Here is a 15,874-nt window from a genome sequence, read left to right on the forward strand (position 1 = left end):
CATGCGCGCGCTGCGGTTCGCCCGCTACGGCTCGCCCGCCGAGGTGCTGGAGGTCGTCGACGTCACCGAACCCGAACTGAACGGCGGCGACGCCCTCGTCGCGATCAAGGCCGCCTCGGTCACCCCGTCTGACCTGAAGACCGTCTCCGGCTACATCCCGGGCACCTCGTTGCCGCGGGTGCCCGGCCGCGACTTCGCCGGGGTGGTCGTCGGCGGGCCGCATGACTGGATCGGGGCCGAGGTGTGGGGCACCGGCGGCGACCTGGGCTACACCCGCGACGGCTCGCACGCCGAACTCGTCGTGGTGCCCACCTCGGCGCTGATCCGCAAGCCCGACCGGCTCAGCTTCGCCGAGGCGTCGGTCATCGGGGTCAACTTCGTCGTCGGCTGGCTCGGCGCGGTCGAGATCGCCCAGCTGGACGAGGGCGAGACGATCGTGATCTTCGGCGTCGACGGCGGCGTCGGCTCGGCGGTGGCGCAGATCGGCCGGGTCAGGGGGGCGAAAGTCATCGGCATCGCCCGCAAGCCCCCGCTCGACGACGCCGCCCTCGACGATTTCGTCCTGCTGCACGACGACGTCGCGGGCGAGGTGCGGCGGCTGACCCGGGGCATCGGGGCCGAGGTCGTGTACGACGCCGTCGGCGGCGTCACCACTCCGGCAGCGCTGGCCTGCCTGGCCCACGGCGGCCGGCTGGTCGTCATCGGCTCGACCGGGACGCGGAAGGTCGAGATCGACCTGCCCGACTTCTACCACCGCGAGGTGCGCATGCTGGGCGTCGACAGCCGGCGGTTGTGCGCGATGCAGTGCGGCAAGCGGCTCGCCCTGGTGGCGTCCTACCTGGAGTCGGGCGACTTCCGGCCGCCGCCGATCGCGTTCACCTTCGGCCTGGAGCTGGCCGGGGACGCCTACGAGGCGGTCGCGAAGCGGCCTCCCGGGCGGGTCGTCATCTGCCCGTAGCGGCGCGCCGCAGGGCGCTCTCGGCGTCGGCGAGCGCCTGCCGGGCCTTGGCCTCCTCCTTCGCGACGACGTCGTGGCGCTGCCCGGCCGCCGTCGCCCGTTTGCGCGCCTTGGCCAAATCGCGTTCGGCCTCGGCGACGCCGTCGAGGGCCGCGTCGCGCTCCGCGACGGCCGGTCCGAGTTGGTCGGCCCATTCGGCGTGGCGTTCCCTGGCCGACTCCACCGCCGCCTCGGCCGCGGCCCTGATCGACGGGTCGGGGGCGGCGGGCGGGCGGCGTACCGAAGAGGTGGGCGGGACGGCGGTGGGCACGAAGCCGCTGTAGCTCAGGGCCCCCGCCAGCCGCCCCGAACGGACCTGGGCGGCCGCGCCGGCGTCGACCACGGCGGCGTCGAGGGTCTGCTCCAGTTCGGCCGGCGAGGTCAACCGCCCGGACGCGGCGGCCAGCACCAGGCGGGAGACGGCGGCCACGGCGGCGGAGCGGCGCGGGCCGAGCGCGGCCAGGGCGTCGCCGTCGCCGGAGGCCCAGGCGGCCCGCATCTCCTCCCCCACGGTCAGCAGCTCGCCGATCTCGGCGGGATGGGAGCGCACCACCTGGTTGACCGCCCACGCCAGCACGGTGGGCTTGCGCAGCTTCCCGATCTCCTTGTCGCCGGTCTCCTTGACGAGCCGGTTCCGTGCGGCGGTGAACTCCACCGGGGGCAGGGCGTAAAGCTGGTCGGCAGCCTCTTCACGGTTCACGGAGAGGTCATACCCTGGCCCGCATGACCGAGTTGCGCGGAGACCGGCTGACGCTCCGCCCGATCGTGCCCTCGGACGCCGCGTGGCTGCTCGTCCACTGGAACGAGCCGAGCGTGCGGCGGCACCTGTTCGACGACGCGCTGGTCTCGGCGGAGCTGGTGACCGAGATCGTGGGCGACAGCCGGGAGGACTTCGGCTCCCACGGCTACGGGCTGTGGGCGATCGTCCACGGGCAGGAGATCGGGGTGTGCGGGCTGCGCACCACCGACGACCACGCGGCCGAGCTCCTTTACAGTGTAGATCCAAGATGGCAGGGCCGGGGGCTCGCGCTGGAGGCGGCCCGGCTGGTGGTGGGGTTCGCCTTCGAGAAGCGCGGCGCGCCCGAGGTGGTGGCCGAGACCGACGCCGCCAACACCGCCTCGCAGCGGCTGGCCGAGAAGCTCGGCATGATCCGCACCCGCACCCGGGCGGGCGAGCACGGGCCCGTCCACGTCTACACGCTTCGCGCGCCCGCCGTTTCCGGCGCATAGTGGGGGCAGTCCCCCCACACTCCACACGGAGGAAACCCGTGTTCGAGCGTTTCACCGACCGCACCCGCCAGGTCGTCGTCCTCGCCAACGAGGAAGCCCGGGAACTGGACCACCACCACATCGGCGTCGAGCACATCGTGCTGGGGCTGATCAGGGAGGGTCAGGGTCTCGCCGCCCAAGCCCTGGCCGACTGCGGCGCGCGGCTCGACGAGATGAGGGCCGCCGTCGCCCGTCTCACCGGCGCGTCCGACCCGGGCTCCCCGAAGCCGAACCACACCCCCTTCACCCCACGGGCGAAGAAGGTCCTGGAGATGTCGCACCTGGAGGCCCTACGGCGCTACGACAAGCACATCGGCACCGAGCACCTGCTGCTGAGCGCGCTGAACGAGGGCGGGAACGCCGGCGTGCTCGCCCTCCAGGAGTGCGGCGTCGAACCCGAGGTGCTCCGGCAGGCCCTCCTCGCCCGGATGGACGACCAGGCCGCCAAGGACCGGTCGGCCATGGACCGGCTGACCGCGCCCGGCGACGACGCCATCAGGACCACCCTGCGCCGCCACACCGCCGACCGGCAGTTGCTCAGGCAGGTCCTCGACAGCCTCGAAAGCCTGCACCGGCGGCTCGACGCGATGGGCGCGCCGCCCGACCCGGAGAAGTGATCATTCCGGTCCGGGGCCCCTGAGCCGCCCCGGACCGGAATGTTCTCGTGCGGCGCGGTCTAGGCCGGGACGACCGGCGCCAGCACACCCACGGCGATCCGCGCCTCGACCACACCGGGGTCATCGGTGTAGCCGAGCGTGGCGCCGAGGGAGATCAGGAGACTCCGCATGCGCGTGTTGTCGGAGAGCAACGTGGCCCGCACCTCGGCCAGGCCCAGGTCCCGGGCCTCCTCCAGCAGCATCCGGGTCAGGGCGGCCCCCAGACCCCGGCCCTGCCAGCGGTCCTCGACCAGCAGGGTGAACTCGGCGGTGCCGGGTTCGGCGCCGAAGTTCAGGCTCGCCAGCGCGACCACCTGGCCGTCGTGCCCGGCCACCAGCGAGTGGCCCTTCGACCGGTCGCAGAGCCGGTCGAAGACCCTCGGGGGCAGGCTGGGCGAGGAGGTGAAGTAGCGGAACCTGCGGGTCTCCGGGGAGCAGCGTTCGTGCAGGTCCCGTACGGCCTCGCGGTAGATCGGGGCCAGCGACTTGACCTGCGCCTGCGTGCCGTCGGCCAGCGTCAGGTCGCGCTCGGCCGAGACGGGGTCGGCCGGCGGCTGGGCCAGCCGGACCAGCGCGGCGGCGCGGGCCGCCTCGGTCATGGTGAAGGGCAGGCCGGTACGGCGCAGCCGGATCGCCCGGCGCGGCGCCACCGGCACCACCAGCAGGGTCGGGTCGGGCAGCTCGCCCTTGACGGCGCCGAACACCCAGCGGGCGTCGTCGGCGCGCAGCAGGTCGCCGAGGATCTCCGGGAGCCGCCACGGCATCGCCCGCAGCCGCGCGGCCAGCAGCAGCACCCGGGTCGGCTCGTCGGTCAGTTCGTGGGCGGTCGCCGGGACGACCCTGACCCGGCGGCCGCCGGCTTCTTCGAGGGCGACCCGCACGTCGTCCGCCGAGGCCGGGATGTCGGCGATGAACTCGTCGACGGTGCCGTCGGAGTCGGGTTGCACGGACAGTCCGAGGATGTTGCCGCCCTTGGCCGCGAGCGCCGACGCGAGTGACGCCAGCCGCCCGGGACGTTCGTCGACCGTCGTCCTGATCCGCAGAAACCCCATAACATCTCTCCCTCCGCTGCGTCCCAGCCTGGAGCAGCGTTGTTACGCATTTGCTACATGCCGGTATGCCGACCGTTTCGTCATGACAAATTCTGTTAAGACTTCGCATAACGGGGCTTAATGCCACCCTGGACGACGCGTTCCGTCGTGAGATGCGGCGTCGGTGACGAATAGAGCAGGATTGCCCCTATGAACGCTCCGCTCTCCGATTCCTTCGCCAACGGTGACGTCTCCTACTGGTACCGGGCGCTCGGCGTCCCCGAGCCCGCCCACCGCCTCGACGGCGACCTGCGGGCCGACGTGGCGATCGTCGGCGGCGGCTACACGGGCCTGTGGACCGCCTACTACCTGGTGAAGGCCGACCCCTCGCTGCACGTCGTCGTGCTGGAGAAGGAGTTCGCCGGGTTCGGCGCCTCGGGCCGCAACGGCGGCTGGCTGGCCGGGCTGCTGCCGGGCAGCCCCCGGCGCTACGCCCAGACCCACGGCGCGGAGGCCGCGCGGGCGTTCCAGCGGGAGTTGTTCACCGCCGTCGACGAGGTCATCTCCGTCTGCACGGCCGAGGGCATCGACGCCGACGTGGTCAAGGGCGGGGTGCTGAACGTCGCCCGGACCCCGGCGCAGGCGCTGCGCCTGGAGCAGGAGGTCGAGGGGCAGCACGCCTGGGGCTGGGGGCCCGAGGACGTGGCGGTGGTGCCGGTCGCCGACCGCATCCGGGTCGAGGGGGCCCTCACGGCCTCCTGGAGCCCCCACTGCGCGCGGGTGCAGCCGGCGAAGCTCGCCAGGGGGCTGGCGGGGGTCGTCCAGAACCTGGGGGTCGAGCTCTACGAGGGCACCGAGGTGACCGGGATCGCGCCCGGCCGGGTGACGACGGCGCGCGGCGCGGTCCGGGCCGACGTGATCCTGCGCTGCACCGAGGGCTTCACCGCGACGCTGAAGGACAACCACCGCGACTGGCTGCCGATGAACAGCTCCATGATCGTCACCGAGCCGCTCCCGCGGAGCTTCTGGGACGAGGTCGGCTGGCAGGGCCACGAGCTCCTCGGCGACTTCGCCCACTACTACATGTACGCCCAGCGCACCGCCGACGACCGCATCGCCTTCGGCGGCCGGGGCCGCCCCTACCTCTACGGCTCCCGGGTCGACGACCGGGGCCACACCCACGGCTGGACCGTCGACGCCCTGTGGCAGCTGCTGCTCGGCTTCTTCCCCGCCGCCCGCTCCACCCGGATCGCGCACGCCTGGTCGGGGGTGCTGGGCGTGCCGCGCGACTGGTGCGCCACCGTCGGCCTGGACCGTTCGACCGGCCTCGGCTGGGCCGGCGGCTACACCGGCCACGGCGTCACCGCCACCAACGTCGCCGGGCGCACCCTGCGCGACCTGGTGCTGGGCCGCGACACCCCTTTGACCGCGCTGCCCTGGGTGGGCCGCCGGGTGCGCAAGTGGGAGCCCGAGCCCCTGCGCTGGACGGGGGTGCACGCGATGTACCGTCTCTACCGGCTCGCCGACGCCCGGGAGGCCGGGGGCGTGCCCCGCACGTCCGTGCTGGCCAGAATCGCCGACAAGATCACAGGACACTGAATTGACCGAGACCCTGTTCCACGGAGGCCGCGTCTTCACCCCCGGCGGCTTCGCCGAAGCGGCGCTCGTCCGCGACGGTGCCGTCGCCGCCGTGGGAACCCTCGACGACGTCAGAACCCCGGGCGCCGAGCCGTTCGACCTGGCCGGCGGCCTGCTGACGCCGGGATTCACCGACAGCCACGTCCACCCGGTCCAGGCCGGCCTCGAACGGGCGCTGTGCGAGCTGTCGGAGGTGTACGGCCTGGACGCCTACCTCGGCGTGGTGGCGGAGTACGCCGCCGCCCACCCCGACCGCGAATGGATCCAGGGCGGCGGCTGGGACATGGCCGCCTTCCCCGGCGGGCTGCCCCGCCGCGAGCAGCTCGACTTCCTCGACCGCCCGGCCTACCTGATCCAGCGCGACCACCACGCGGCCTGGGTCAACACCCGCGCCCTGGAACGGGCGGGCATCACCAGAAACACCCCCGACCCCGCCGACGGGCGTATCGAACGCGACCCCGACGGCACCCCGACCGGCGTCCTGCACGAGGGCGCGATGGACCTGGTCGGCCTGCTCACCCCCCGCCCCACCGCCGCCAACCAGGAGGCCGCGCTGCTGGACGCCCAGCGGCACCTGTTCTCCCTGGGCATCACGGGCTGGCAGGACGCCATCGTCGGCTCGTACGCGGGCTCCGACGACCAGCTGCCCACCTACCTGTCGGTGGCCGGGAAGGGCCTGCTGACGGCCCGCGTGGTGGCCGCGTTGTGGTGGGACCGCACGAAGGGCGCCGAGCAGATCCCCTCGCTGGTCGAACGCCGCGCCTCGGCGGAGGGCCTCGACCGCTTCCGCGCCGGCGCCGTCAAGATCATGCAGGACGGCATCGCCGAGAACTACACGGCGGCGGTGATCGAGCCCTACTGCCGCTGCGGCGGCACGGGCCTCTCTTACGTCGATCCGGCCCTGCTGAAGACCCATGTGCGGGAGCTCGACGCCCTGGGCTTCCAGGTGCACTTCCACGCCATCGGCGAGCGCGCGGTCAGGGAGGTGCTCGACTCCCTGGAGGGCACCGACCCCGCCAACCGCCACCACATCGCGCACCTGCAGATCATCACGCCCGACGACGTGCCCCGGTTCGCCAAGCTCGGCGCGGTCGCCAACCTCCAGCCGCTCTGGGCCGCCCACAGCCCCCAGATGGACGAACTGACCATCCCCTACCTGGGCGAACCCCGGGCGTCGTGGCAGTACCCGTTCGGCGACCTGGTCGCCTCGGGCGCCCGGCTGGCGGCGGGGTCGGACTGGCCGGTGTCCTCGGCCAACCCCATCGAGGGCATGCACGTCGCGGTCAACCGGGTCGAGCCGCCCGCCTCCCACCACGCCGGGCACTCGGCGACCCCGTTCCTCCCGGGGCAGGCGCTCGACCTGCGGACGATCATGACGGCGTACACGGAGGGAAGCGCCTGGCTCAACGGGTCGCCGGCGGGCGTGATCGAACCGGGCCGGCCCGCCGACCTGGTCGTGCTCGACCGCGACCCCTTCGCCCAGCCCGCCGGGGAGATCGCCCTCACCGAGGTCAGGGCCACGTTCATCGACGGCCGGCAGGTCTTCGGATAAACGAAACGGCCCCGCTGCCTGCGCAGCGGGGCCGTTCCGGCGAGTCCTAGTAGATCGGACGCGAGGAGGAACGCAGCCGCTCCAGCGCCTCCGCGAGGATCTGCGCGCCGTCCTTGTCGCTCCGGCGCTCCTTCACGTAGGCAAGGTGGGTCTTGTAGGGCTCATTGCGCGGCGGAGCAGGCGGGTTGGCCTGGTCCTGACCGGCGGGCAGGCCGCAACGGGGGCAGTCCCAGAACTCGGGGACGGCCGCGTCACTGGCGAAACTGGGGCGCGTCTCGTGAAGATTCGCGCACCAGAAGGCGACACGCACTCGAGGGGCCGCCTCGCCGCGCTCGGCCTCGCCCATCGGGCCGGCTCCGACTCGACTGCCACGGATCGCGTTGCCACTACCCACGGATTACTCCTCGCTCGATCGCCCCGCGGGGAACACGGGGAGAGAATGAACCCTATGTGACGCTTGGGGCTGCTACGGCTTGAGCAGCAGGCCGAGCGCGATGATGCAGACGAACCACACGACGCCGGTGATGACCGTCAGACGGTCAAGGTTGCGCTCCACGACGGACGAACCGCCGAACGACGACGCGAAGCCGCCGCCGAACATGTCCGTCAGACCGCCACCCTTGCCCTTGTGGAGCAGAACCAGCAGCACCATGAGAGCGCTCGACAGAATGAGGGCGATGGAGATTCCGATAGTCACGGCAGACCTTTTCCGGATAGCGCCTGAGCGGCATGACGATTCAAACGTGCTCTATGAGGGTACGACCTGGTGTCAAGTCGCACCCCCATAATGACCCAGCTAGGCCGACATCTGCGCTAAAAACGGCAGATCTTCACGAACTCCGCCGGGTCGAGGCTCGCCCCACCGACGAGAGCGCCGTCGACGTCGGGCTGCGCCATGATCCCCGCGATGTTGTCAGACTTCACCGAGCCTCCGTAGAGGATACGGACCGCGTCGGCGATTTCCGCGTCGTACAGCTCGGCGAGTCGCACGCGAATCGCGCCGCAGACCTCCTGAGCGTCGTCGGGAGTGGCGACCTCGCCGGTCCCGATCGCCCAGACCGGCTCATAAGCGATCACGATCGTCTTCGCCTGCTCGGCCGACACGCCCTTGAGCGCGCCGTCGACCTGAGCGAGCGTGTGCTCGACCTGGTTGCCCGCCTGGCGGACCGGCAGGCCCTCGCCGACGCACAGGATCGGCGTCACCGAGTGCCGGTAGGCCGCCTGGACCTTGGCGTTGACCAGTGCGTCGTCCTCGGCGTGGTACTGCCGGCGCTCCGAGTGGCCGATCGCCACGAAGGTGCAGCCGAGCTTGCCGAGCATGGCGCCGGAGATCTCCCCGGTGTAGGCGCCGCCGTCGTGGGCGGACACGTCCTGGCCGCCGTAGACGATGCGGAGCCGGTCGCCGTCGACCAGCGTCTGGACGCTGCGCAGGTCGGTGAACGGCGGCAGCACCGCGACCTCGACCTTGTCGAAGTCCTTGTCGGTCAGGGAGAAGGCGAGTTCCTGAACCAGCTTGATCGCCTCAAGGTGGTTCTTGTTCATCTTCCAGTTGCCGGCGATGAGCGGCTTGCGGCTCACGTCAGTCCTCCAGCGCGATCAGGCCGGGCAGTTCCTTGCCCTCGAGGTATTCGAGAGAGGCGCCGCCGCCGGTCGAGATGTGCGAGAAGCCGTCTTCCGGCAGGCCGAGCTTGCGCACCGCCGCGGCGGAGTCGCCGCCGCCGACCACGGTGAACGCCTCGGAGCGCACGAGCGCCTCGGCGACGGCGCGGGTGCCGCCCGAGAACGCCTCGAACTCGAACACGCCCATCGGGCCGTTCCAGAACACGGTCTTGGCGTCGGACAGCTTCTGGGCGAACAGCTCGCGGGTGCGCGGGCCGATGTCCAGGCCCTCACGGTCGGCCGGGATGGCCGTGGCGTCGACGACCTCGTACTCGGCGTCCTCGGCGAACTCGGTCGCGGCGAGGATGTCGACCGGCAGGACCAGCTCGACGCCGCGCGAGGCGGCCTCGTTCAGGAACCCGCGGACGGTGTCGAGCTGCTCCTCCTGCAGGAGGGACTTGCCGACCTCGTAGCCCTGGGCCTTGAGGAAGGTGTAGGCCATGCCGCCGCCGATGAGCAGGCGGTCGACCTTGGTCAGCAGGTTCGCGATGACCTTGAGCTTGTCGGAGACCTTCGCGCCGCCCAGCACGACCGCGTAGGGGCGGGCCGGGTCTTCGGTCAGCTTCTTCAGCACCTCGACCTCGGCGGCGATCAGGCCGCCGACGGCGTGGGGAAGCTGCTGCGGCACGTCGTAGACCGAGGCGTGCTTGCGGTGGACCGCTCCGAAGCCGTCGCCGACGTAGAGGTCGGCGAGCATGGCCAGGCGGGCCGCGAACTCGGCGCGGGCGGCGTCGTCCTTGGACTCCTCGCCCGGCTCGTAGCGCAGGTTCTCCAGCAGGGCCACCTGGCCCTCTTCCAGCGCCGCGACGGTGGCGCGGGCGGAGTCGCCCACCACGTCGGCGGCGAAGGCGACCGGCTCGCCCAGCAGCTCGGAGAGCCGCGCGGCCACGGGGGCCAGCGAGAACTCCGGCTTGACCTGGCCCTTGGGACGGCCCAGGTGAGCGCAGACGATCACCTTGGCGCCCTTGCCGGCCAGCTCCTTGATCGTCGGGAGCGAGGCGCGGATGCGGCCGTCATCGGTGATCACGTCCCCGTCGAGGGGAACGTTCAGGTCGGCGCGCACCAGGACGCGCCGACCCTTCACGTCGAGCTCGTCGAGACCACGCATCAGAGCGAGGCACCCACGTACTCGATGAGGTCCACGAGGCGGTTGCTGTAACCCCACTCGTTGTCGTACCAGCCGATGACCTTCACCTGGTTGCCGAAGACCTTGGTCAGGCCGGCGTCGAAGATGCAGGAGCTCGGGTCGGTGACGATGTCGCTGGAGACGATGTCGTCCTCGGTGTAGGTCAGGTAGCCCTTCAGCGGCCCCTCGGCGGCGGCCTTGAACGCGGCGTTGACCTCTTCGACCGTGACGTCGCGCTTGAGCTCGACGGTCAGGTCGGTCGCCGAGCCCGTGGGGATCGGCACGCGCAGCGCGAAGCCGTCGAGCTTGCCCTTGAGCTCCGGCAGCACCAGGCCGATCGCCTTGGCGGCGCCGGTCGAGGTGGGGACGATGTTCAGCGCGGCGGCGCGGGCACGGCGGAGGTCGCTGTGCGGGCCGTCCTGCAGGTTCTGGTCCTGCGTGTACGCGTGGATCGTCGTCATGAGGCCCTTTTCGATCCCGAAGGAGTCATTGAGGACCTTGCCCAGCGGGGCCAGGCAGTTGGTGGTGCACGACGCGTTGGAGATGACCGTGTGGTTCGCCGGGTCGTACGAGGTGTGGTTGACACCCATGACGACGGTGACGTCCTCGTTCTTCGCCGGAGCGGAGATGATGACCTTCTTCGCGCCGTTCTCGGCGTGGACCTTGGCCTTGTTGGCGTCGGTGAAGAAGCCGGTCGACTCGACGACGACGTCGACGCCCAGGTCGCCCCAGGGAAGGTTGGCCGGGTCGCGCTCGGCGAAGGCCTTGATGGCCTTGCCGTCGACGATGATCTCGTCGGCGGTCGCCTTCACCTCGTAGGGCAGCCGGCCCAGGATGCTGTCGTACTTGAGCAGGTGCGCGAGCGTGGCATTGTCCGTGAGGTCGTTGACAGCGACGACCTCGATGTCCTTGCCGCTGGCTGCGGCGGCTCGCCAGAAGTTGCGGCCAATGCGGCCGAAGCCGTTGATGCCTACGCGGATGGTCACGGGGATCCGTTCTCCTCGTCCGTCGTTACGTGACTGAAACCTCGGTGCAGACCCTATCGGACTCAAATTGGTTTAGACCAAGTGGGTCTGCCGCAGGGCGGCACAGCGTAAGAAAGCCGCAAAGCGGGGCGACTTTCTGTAAAAAATCGCGCCGTAACCGGGGCTTCAGCCGCTCAGCATGTCGGCGGTGAGGCTCGCCTCGGTGGTCGGCAGGCCGAGGTCCTGGGCCCGCTTGTCGGCCATGGCGAGCAGGCGGCGGATGCGGCCGGCGATGGCGTCCTTCGTCAGCGGCGGGTCGGCGATCTGGCCCAGTTCCTCCAGTGACGCCTGCTTGTGCTCCACGCGGAGCCGCCCGGCGATCACGAGGTGCTCGGGGGCGTCGTCGCCGAGGATCTCCAGGGCCCGCTGGACACGCGCCCCGGCGGCCACGGCCGCGCGGGCCGAGCGGCGCAGGTTGGCGTCGTCGAAGTTGGCGAGGCGGTTGGCGGTGGCCCGGACCTCGCGCCGCATCCGGCGCTCCTCCCAGGCCAGCACGCTGTCGTGGGCGCCCAGGCGGGTCAGCAGGGCGCTGATGGCGTCGCCGTCGCGGACCACCACGCGGTCGACGCCGCGCACCTCGCGCGCCTTGGCGTGGATCTTCAGGCGGCGGGCCGACCCGACCAGCGCCAGGGCGGCCTCGGGGCCGGGGCAGGTCACCTCGAGCGACATCGACCGGCCCGGCTCGGTCAGCGAGCCGTGGGCCAGGAACGCCCCCCGCCAGGCGGCCTCGGCGTCGCACGTCGCTCCTGACACGACCTGTCGAGGCAGGCCCCGAACCGGGCGGCCGTGGTTGTCGATCAAACCGGTCTGCCGCGCCAGCGCCTCGCCGTCCTTGTAGACCCGGACGACGTAGCGGGAGCCCTTTCTGAGCCCGGCCGGGGCCAGCACCAGGACCTCGGCCTTGTGGCCGAACACCTCGCCAATGTCCTTGATCAGGCGGCGGGCCGTCACGTTGGTGTCGAGCTCGGCCTCGATCACGATCCGGCCGCCCACCAGATGGAGCCCGCTGGCGAACCTCAGCAGCGTCGACACCTCGGCCTTGCGGCAGCAGGGCTTCAGCACCGGCAGACGGCTCAGCTCGTCTTTTACCACGCCTGTCATGGCCATTAGCGCGTGTCCTCCCCCAAACAGACTATGGCCGTTAGTCTCTCGCACGCTGACTAGGGGGTATCACCGCTTCTCGCGGAAAATCTCGTCCAGGACAGCGGCAAGGCGTGGTGCGTCGTGCCTGGGAGATCCGTCAGAGGCGCCCACATCCGCCAATACCAGACGCCCCCCGAGGGCCACCACGGCCTTCTCCAGTTCGCCCGGTTCGGGAACCACGCCCCGATCTGCGACGACGGCGTCGATGAGCAGCCCCGGCGCGTGGTCGCGGAGCACCTCGAGGTGGTTCTCGGGCGAGAAGCCGTCGGTCTCCCCCGGCTGGGGAGCCAGGTTGAGGATGACCAGCCGCCGGGCGCTGGTGGTCGCCAGCGCCCTGGCCAGGCCCGGCACCTTCAGGTGCGGCAGCACGCTGGTGAACCAGGAGCCCGGCCCGAACACCACCCAGTCGGCCTCGTGGATGGCGCCGACCGCCTCGGGAGACACCGGCGGATCGGATGGAACGAGCGAAATCGCCCGCACACGACCGGGCGTGAGGGCGCATGCGACCTGCCCCCGGACGGTCGTGACCGTGCCGTCGAGCTCGACCTCGGCCTGGATGTCGAGCGGCACCGAGGCCATCGGCAGCACCCGCCCGTGGGCGCCGAGGAGGCGGCCGACCCACTCGAGCGCCTTGACAGGGTCGTCAAGGAGCTCCCAGAGCGCCACGATGAGCAGGTTGCCGACCGCGTGTCCCTGCAGGTCGCCTTCGCCGTGGAAACGGTGCTGGACGACCCGGGACCACGTCTGGCCCCACTCGTCGTCGCCGCAGAGCGCGGCCAGCGCCATGCGCAGGTCGCCGGGCGGCAGCACGCCGAGCTCGCGGCGCAGCCGGCCGCTGGAGCCGCCGTCGTCGGCGACCGTGACGACCGCGGTGAGGTCGGTGGTGACCCGGCGCAGGGCCGAGAGCGAGGCGTGCAGACCGTGGCCGCCTCCGAGCGCTACGACCCTCGGTCTCCCGGGGTCGCCGTCACTCACTCGCGACCCACATCGCGGTGGCTGACCTGGACGTCCATGCCGCGTTCGCGCAGCCGCGCGCCGAGCTGCTCGGACATGGCGACGCTGCGGTGCTTGCCGCCGGTGCAGCCGACGGCGAGGGTGGCGTAGCCCTTGCCCTCGCGGGTGTAACCGGCGGCGACGACGCCGAAGACCTCCTCGTAGCCGTCGAGGAACTCCTTGGCGCCGGGCTGGCTGAGCACATATTCCCTCACCGGAACGTCGAGACCGTTCATCGGCCGCAGTTCCGGCACCCAGTGAGGGTTGGGCAGGAAACGGCAGTCGACCACGAGGTCGGCATCGACCGGAAGGCCGTATTTGTAACCGAACGACACCACGTTGACCTTAAGGCCTGGCCGGTCCTCCCCGCCGAAGAACGAGACGATCTTCTTGCGGAGTTCGTGGACGTTGAGCTTGGAGGTGTCGATCACCAGGTCGGCGTTGGCCCGGACCTCGCGCAGGATGCCCCGCTCGCGATCGATCCCGTCGACCAGGCGGTTCTCCCCCTGGAGCGGGTGGGGCCTGCGGACGTTCTCGAACCGGCGCACCAGCTCGTCGTCGCTGGCCTCCAGGAACACCACGCGGACCTCGACGCCCCGCCCGTCGAGCTCCTCGATGGCGGCGTTGAGGTCGGTGGTGAACGCCAGCGACCGCACGTCGACGACGGCCGCGACGTGGTCGGCGGCCAGCTTCACCCGCCCGGCCTCCTCGGCCAGCGAGAACAGCAGGCCGGGCGGCAGGTTGTCGATGACGAACCAGCCCAGGTCCTCCAGCGCCTTGGCCGCGGTGCTGCGCCCCGCACCGGACATGCCGGTGACGATCACGAATCCCGGCTCGCCGGTGCCGTCGTTGGTGTCGGTCATGCGTTCTCCCCCTTCAACGCCGCGACGATGGCCTCGGCCGTCGCCGGCCCGATGCCGGGAACCTCGCATATCTCGGCGGCCGTCGCGTCACCTAGGCGTTTCACGGAGCCGAAGTGACGGAGAAGAGCCTGCCGCCGGGCGGGACCGAGACCGGGGACCGCGTCCAGAGCGCTCTCTTTGAGCGATCGGGACCTCTTGGCACGATGGTAGGTGATCGCGAAGCGATGCGCTTCGTCACGGAGCCGCTGCAGAAGGTAGAGGGCCTCGCTGGTGCGCGGCAGGATCACCGGCTGGTCGTCGCCCGGCAGCCAGACCTCTTCGAGGCGCTTGGCCAGGCCGCACACCGCGACGTCGTCGATGCCGAGCTCGTCGAGGGCCCGCTGGGCGGCCGCCGCCTGCGCCGGACCGCCGTCGACGACGACCAGGTTGGGCGGGTAGGCGAACTTGCGCGGCCGGCCGGTCTCGGGGTCGATCGGCTCGCCCGTCGGTTCGCCGCCGAGCTCGCCGGTGGCGCTGCGCTCCTCGAGGTAGCGGCGGAAACGCCGGGTGATGACCTCGTGGATGGACGCGACGTCGCCTTCGGCGGATTTGATCTGGAACCGCCGGTATTCGCTTTTACGGGCCAGCCCGTCTTCGAAGACGACCATCGAGGCGACCACGTTGGTGCCCTGGATGTGGGAGACGTCGTAACACTCGACGCGCAGCGGCGCCTGGTCGAGCGCGAGCCCCTCGGCGAGTTCCTGGAGGGCCTTGCTGCGGGAGGTCAGGTCGCTGGAGCGGCGCAGCTTGTGCTGGGTGAGCGCCTCTTTGGCGTTGCGCTCGACGGTCTCCATGAGCGCCTTCTTGTCGCCGCGCTGCGGCACCCGCACCTGGACGCGGGCGCCCCGCGCCTCGGAGAGCAGCTCGACCACGGCGTCGAGGTCGGGCGGGTTGGCCGGCACGAGGATCTCGCGCGGGATCTCGGCCTCGGAGTACATCTGGATGAGGAAGTGCTCGACCAGGTCGCCGGACGAGGACTCCTCGACCTTGTCGACGACCCACCCGCGCTGCCCCCGGATGCGCCCGCCGCGCACGTAGAAGACCTGGACGGCCGCCTCGAGGTCGTCTTCGGCCAGCGCCACCACGTCGGCGTCGGTGGCGTCGCCGAGCACCACGGCCTGCTTCTCCAGCGCCTTCTGCAGGGCCTGGACGTCGTCGCGCAGCCGCGCCGCGCGTTCGTACTCCTCGACGGCGGCGGCCTCGCGCATCTCCTGTTCGATGCGCCGGATGAAGCGGGTGGTGTTGCCGGCCATGAAGTCGCAGAAGTCCTCGGCCAGCTCGCGGTGCTCCTCGGGGGTCACCCGGCCGACGCAGGGCGCCGAGCACTTGTCGATGTAGCCGAGCAGGCACGGCCGCCCGATCTGCCCGGCCCGCTTGAACACCCCCGCCGAGCAGGTGCGCACCGGGAAGACCCGCAGCAGCAGGTCGACGGTCTCGCGGATGGCCCAGGCGTGGCTGTAGGGCCCGAAGTAGCGGGTGCCCTTGCGCTTGGCGCCGCGCATGACCTGGACGCGGGGGAACTCGTCGGACATCGTCACGGCGAGGTAGGGATAGGACTTGTCGTCGCGGTACTTGACGTTGAAGTGGGGGTCGAACTCCTTGATCCAGGAGTATTCGAGCTGGAGGGCCTCGACCTCGGTGCCGACGACGGTCCAGTCGACGCGGGCGGCGGTGGTCAGCATCGACTGCGTGCGGAAGTGGAGGCTCGCGAAGTCGGCGAAGTAGGAGTTCAGTCGTTGCCGCAGGCTCTTCGCCTTGCCCACGTAGATCACCCGGCCGGAGGGATCCCTGAAACGGTAGACGCCGGGGGACTCGGGGATCGATCCGGGTGCGGGCCGATAGGTTGCCGGATCAGCCACCCCCAAAGACTATCCGCCCCCGCT

The 15,874-nt window shown here is 71.1% G+C and carries 16 protein-coding genes; 5 read left to right on the forward strand and 11 right to left on the reverse strand.

The annotated features are described in order from the left end of the window. Position 1: 1 nt before the first annotated feature. Positions 2-958: a quinone oxidoreductase family protein gene (locus AW274_RS28055; protein ID WP_062437759.1), complete on the forward strand. Its 957-nt coding sequence runs from the start codon at positions 2-4 to the stop codon at positions 956-958. Here the strand turns inward: AW274_RS28055 and AW274_RS28060 are convergent. Beyond that, a complete protein-coding gene (locus AW274_RS28060) occupies positions 945-1,697 on the reverse strand; it encodes a hypothetical protein (RefSeq protein WP_062437762.1) in 753 nt (250 codons plus the stop codon). The genes AW274_RS28055 and AW274_RS28060 overlap by 14 nt on opposite strands. A gap of 23 nt (positions 1,698-1,720) precedes the next feature. Between AW274_RS28060 and AW274_RS28065 the strand changes: the two genes are divergently transcribed. After that, positions 1,721-2,227 (forward strand): GNAT family N-acetyltransferase, encoded by a 507-nt coding sequence (locus AW274_RS28065; protein WP_062437765.1) that lies wholly within the window; start codon positions 1,721-1,723, stop codon positions 2,225-2,227. A 38-nt stretch (positions 2,228-2,265) separates the two neighbouring features. Beyond that, the gene (locus AW274_RS43195; protein WP_062437768.1) at positions 2,266-2,883 is read left to right on the forward strand and encodes a Clp protease N-terminal domain-containing protein; all 618 of its coding nucleotides are present in this window, start codon (positions 2,266-2,268) and stop codon (positions 2,881-2,883) included. Between the two features lie 59 nt (positions 2,884-2,942). Here the strand turns inward: AW274_RS43195 and AW274_RS28075 are convergent, their stop codons facing one another. Further along, complete coding sequence (locus tag AW274_RS28075; RefSeq protein ID WP_062437771.1) at positions 2,943-3,974, reverse strand: GNAT family N-acetyltransferase; 1,032 nt, start codon at positions 3,972-3,974, stop codon at positions 2,943-2,945. A gap of 189 nt (positions 3,975-4,163) precedes the next feature. Between AW274_RS28075 and AW274_RS28080 the strand changes: the two genes are divergently transcribed. Next, complete coding sequence (locus AW274_RS28080) at positions 4,164-5,552, forward strand: NAD(P)/FAD-dependent oxidoreductase (protein WP_062437774.1); 1,389 nt, start codon at positions 4,164-4,166, stop codon at positions 5,550-5,552. 1 nt (position 5,553) lies between these two features. Then, entirely contained in the window at positions 5,554-7,143 is a 1,590-nt protein-coding gene (locus AW274_RS28085) for an amidohydrolase (RefSeq protein ID WP_062437777.1), read from the forward strand. A gap of 46 nt (positions 7,144-7,189) precedes the next feature. Here the strand turns inward: AW274_RS28085 and AW274_RS28090 are convergent, their stop codons facing one another. The 9 genes from AW274_RS28090 to uvrC form a co-directional block, all read right to left on the reverse strand. Continuing rightward, complete coding sequence (locus AW274_RS28090; RefSeq protein WP_081898407.1) at positions 7,190-7,537, reverse strand: RNA polymerase-binding protein RbpA; 348 nt, start codon at positions 7,535-7,537, stop codon at positions 7,190-7,192. Between the two features lie 72 nt (positions 7,538-7,609). Further along, positions 7,610-7,840 (reverse strand): preprotein translocase subunit SecG, encoded by a 231-nt coding sequence (gene secG / locus AW274_RS28095; protein WP_061300674.1) that lies wholly within the window; start codon positions 7,838-7,840, stop codon positions 7,610-7,612. A gap of 116 nt (positions 7,841-7,956) precedes the next feature. Next, on the reverse strand, positions 7,957-8,721 hold the full coding sequence (gene tpiA / locus AW274_RS28100) for a triose-phosphate isomerase (RefSeq protein WP_083974893.1): 765 nt from the start codon (positions 8,719-8,721) through the stop codon (positions 7,957-7,959). Position 8,722: 1 nt separating this feature from the next. Beyond that, the gene (locus AW274_RS28105) at positions 8,723-9,910 is read right to left on the reverse strand and encodes a phosphoglycerate kinase (RefSeq protein WP_062437780.1); all 1,188 of its coding nucleotides are present in this window, start codon (positions 9,908-9,910) and stop codon (positions 8,723-8,725) included. Then, positions 9,910-10,914 carry a type I glyceraldehyde-3-phosphate dehydrogenase gene (gene gap / locus AW274_RS28110; RefSeq protein ID WP_062437783.1) on the reverse strand — a complete coding sequence of 335 codons (1,005 nt, stop codon included), beginning with the start codon at positions 10,912-10,914 and terminating at the stop codon, positions 9,910-9,912. Before gap ends, AW274_RS28105 begins: the two co-directional genes overlap by 1 nt. Before the next feature lie 165 nt (positions 10,915-11,079). Next, on the reverse strand, positions 11,080-12,060 hold the full coding sequence (gene whiA / locus AW274_RS28115; protein WP_030452232.1) for a DNA-binding protein WhiA: 981 nt from the start codon (positions 12,058-12,060) through the stop codon (positions 11,080-11,082). A gap of 63 nt (positions 12,061-12,123) precedes the next feature. Next, positions 12,124-13,071, reverse strand: a complete 948-nt coding sequence (locus AW274_RS28120) for a gluconeogenesis factor YvcK family protein (protein ID WP_062437786.1) — start codon at positions 13,069-13,071, stop codon at positions 12,124-12,126. Next, positions 13,068-13,952, reverse strand: a complete 885-nt coding sequence (gene rapZ, locus AW274_RS28125) for an RNase adapter RapZ (protein ID WP_062437789.1) — start codon at positions 13,950-13,952, stop codon at positions 13,068-13,070. Before rapZ ends, AW274_RS28120 begins: the two co-directional genes overlap by 4 nt. Continuing rightward, positions 13,949-15,850: an excinuclease ABC subunit UvrC gene (uvrC, locus tag AW274_RS28130; protein WP_062437791.1), complete on the reverse strand. Its 1,902-nt coding sequence runs from the start codon at positions 15,848-15,850 to the stop codon at positions 13,949-13,951. The genes rapZ and uvrC overlap by 4 nt, the downstream gene beginning before the upstream one ends. Between the last annotated feature and the right edge of the window lie 24 nt (positions 15,851-15,874).

This window comes from Herbidospora daliensis, assembly GCF_001570585.1.
GTDB classification, from domain to species: Bacteria; Actinomycetota; Actinomycetes; order Streptosporangiales; family Streptosporangiaceae; genus Herbidospora; species Herbidospora daliensis.

Bases quoted from the DNA above. Each gene is read 5' to 3' on its own strand.
- AW274_RS28055 (WP_062437759.1), top strand. From the start codon at position 2: ATGCGCGCGCTGCGGTTCGCCCGCTACGGCTCGCCCGCCGAGGTGCTG.
- AW274_RS28065 (WP_062437765.1), top strand. From the start codon at position 1,721: ATGACCGAGTTGCGCGGAGACCGGCTGACGCTCCGCCCGATCGTGCCC.
- AW274_RS28075 (WP_062437771.1), bottom strand. From the start codon at position 3,974: ATGGGGTTTCTGCGGATCAGGACGACGGTCGACGAACGTCCCGGGCGG.
- AW274_RS28080 (WP_062437774.1), top strand. From the start codon at position 4,164: ATGAACGCTCCGCTCTCCGATTCCTTCGCCAACGGTGACGTCTCCTAC.
- AW274_RS28105 (WP_062437780.1), bottom strand. From the start codon at position 9,910: ATGCGTGGTCTCGACGAGCTCGACGTGAAGGGTCGGCGCGTCCTGGTG.
- whiA (WP_030452232.1), bottom strand. From the start codon at position 12,060: ATGGCCATGACAGGCGTGGTAAAAGACGAGCTGAGCCGTCTGCCGGTG.
- rapZ (WP_062437789.1), bottom strand. From the start codon at position 13,952: ATGACCGACACCAACGACGGCACCGGCGAGCCGGGATTCGTGATCGTC.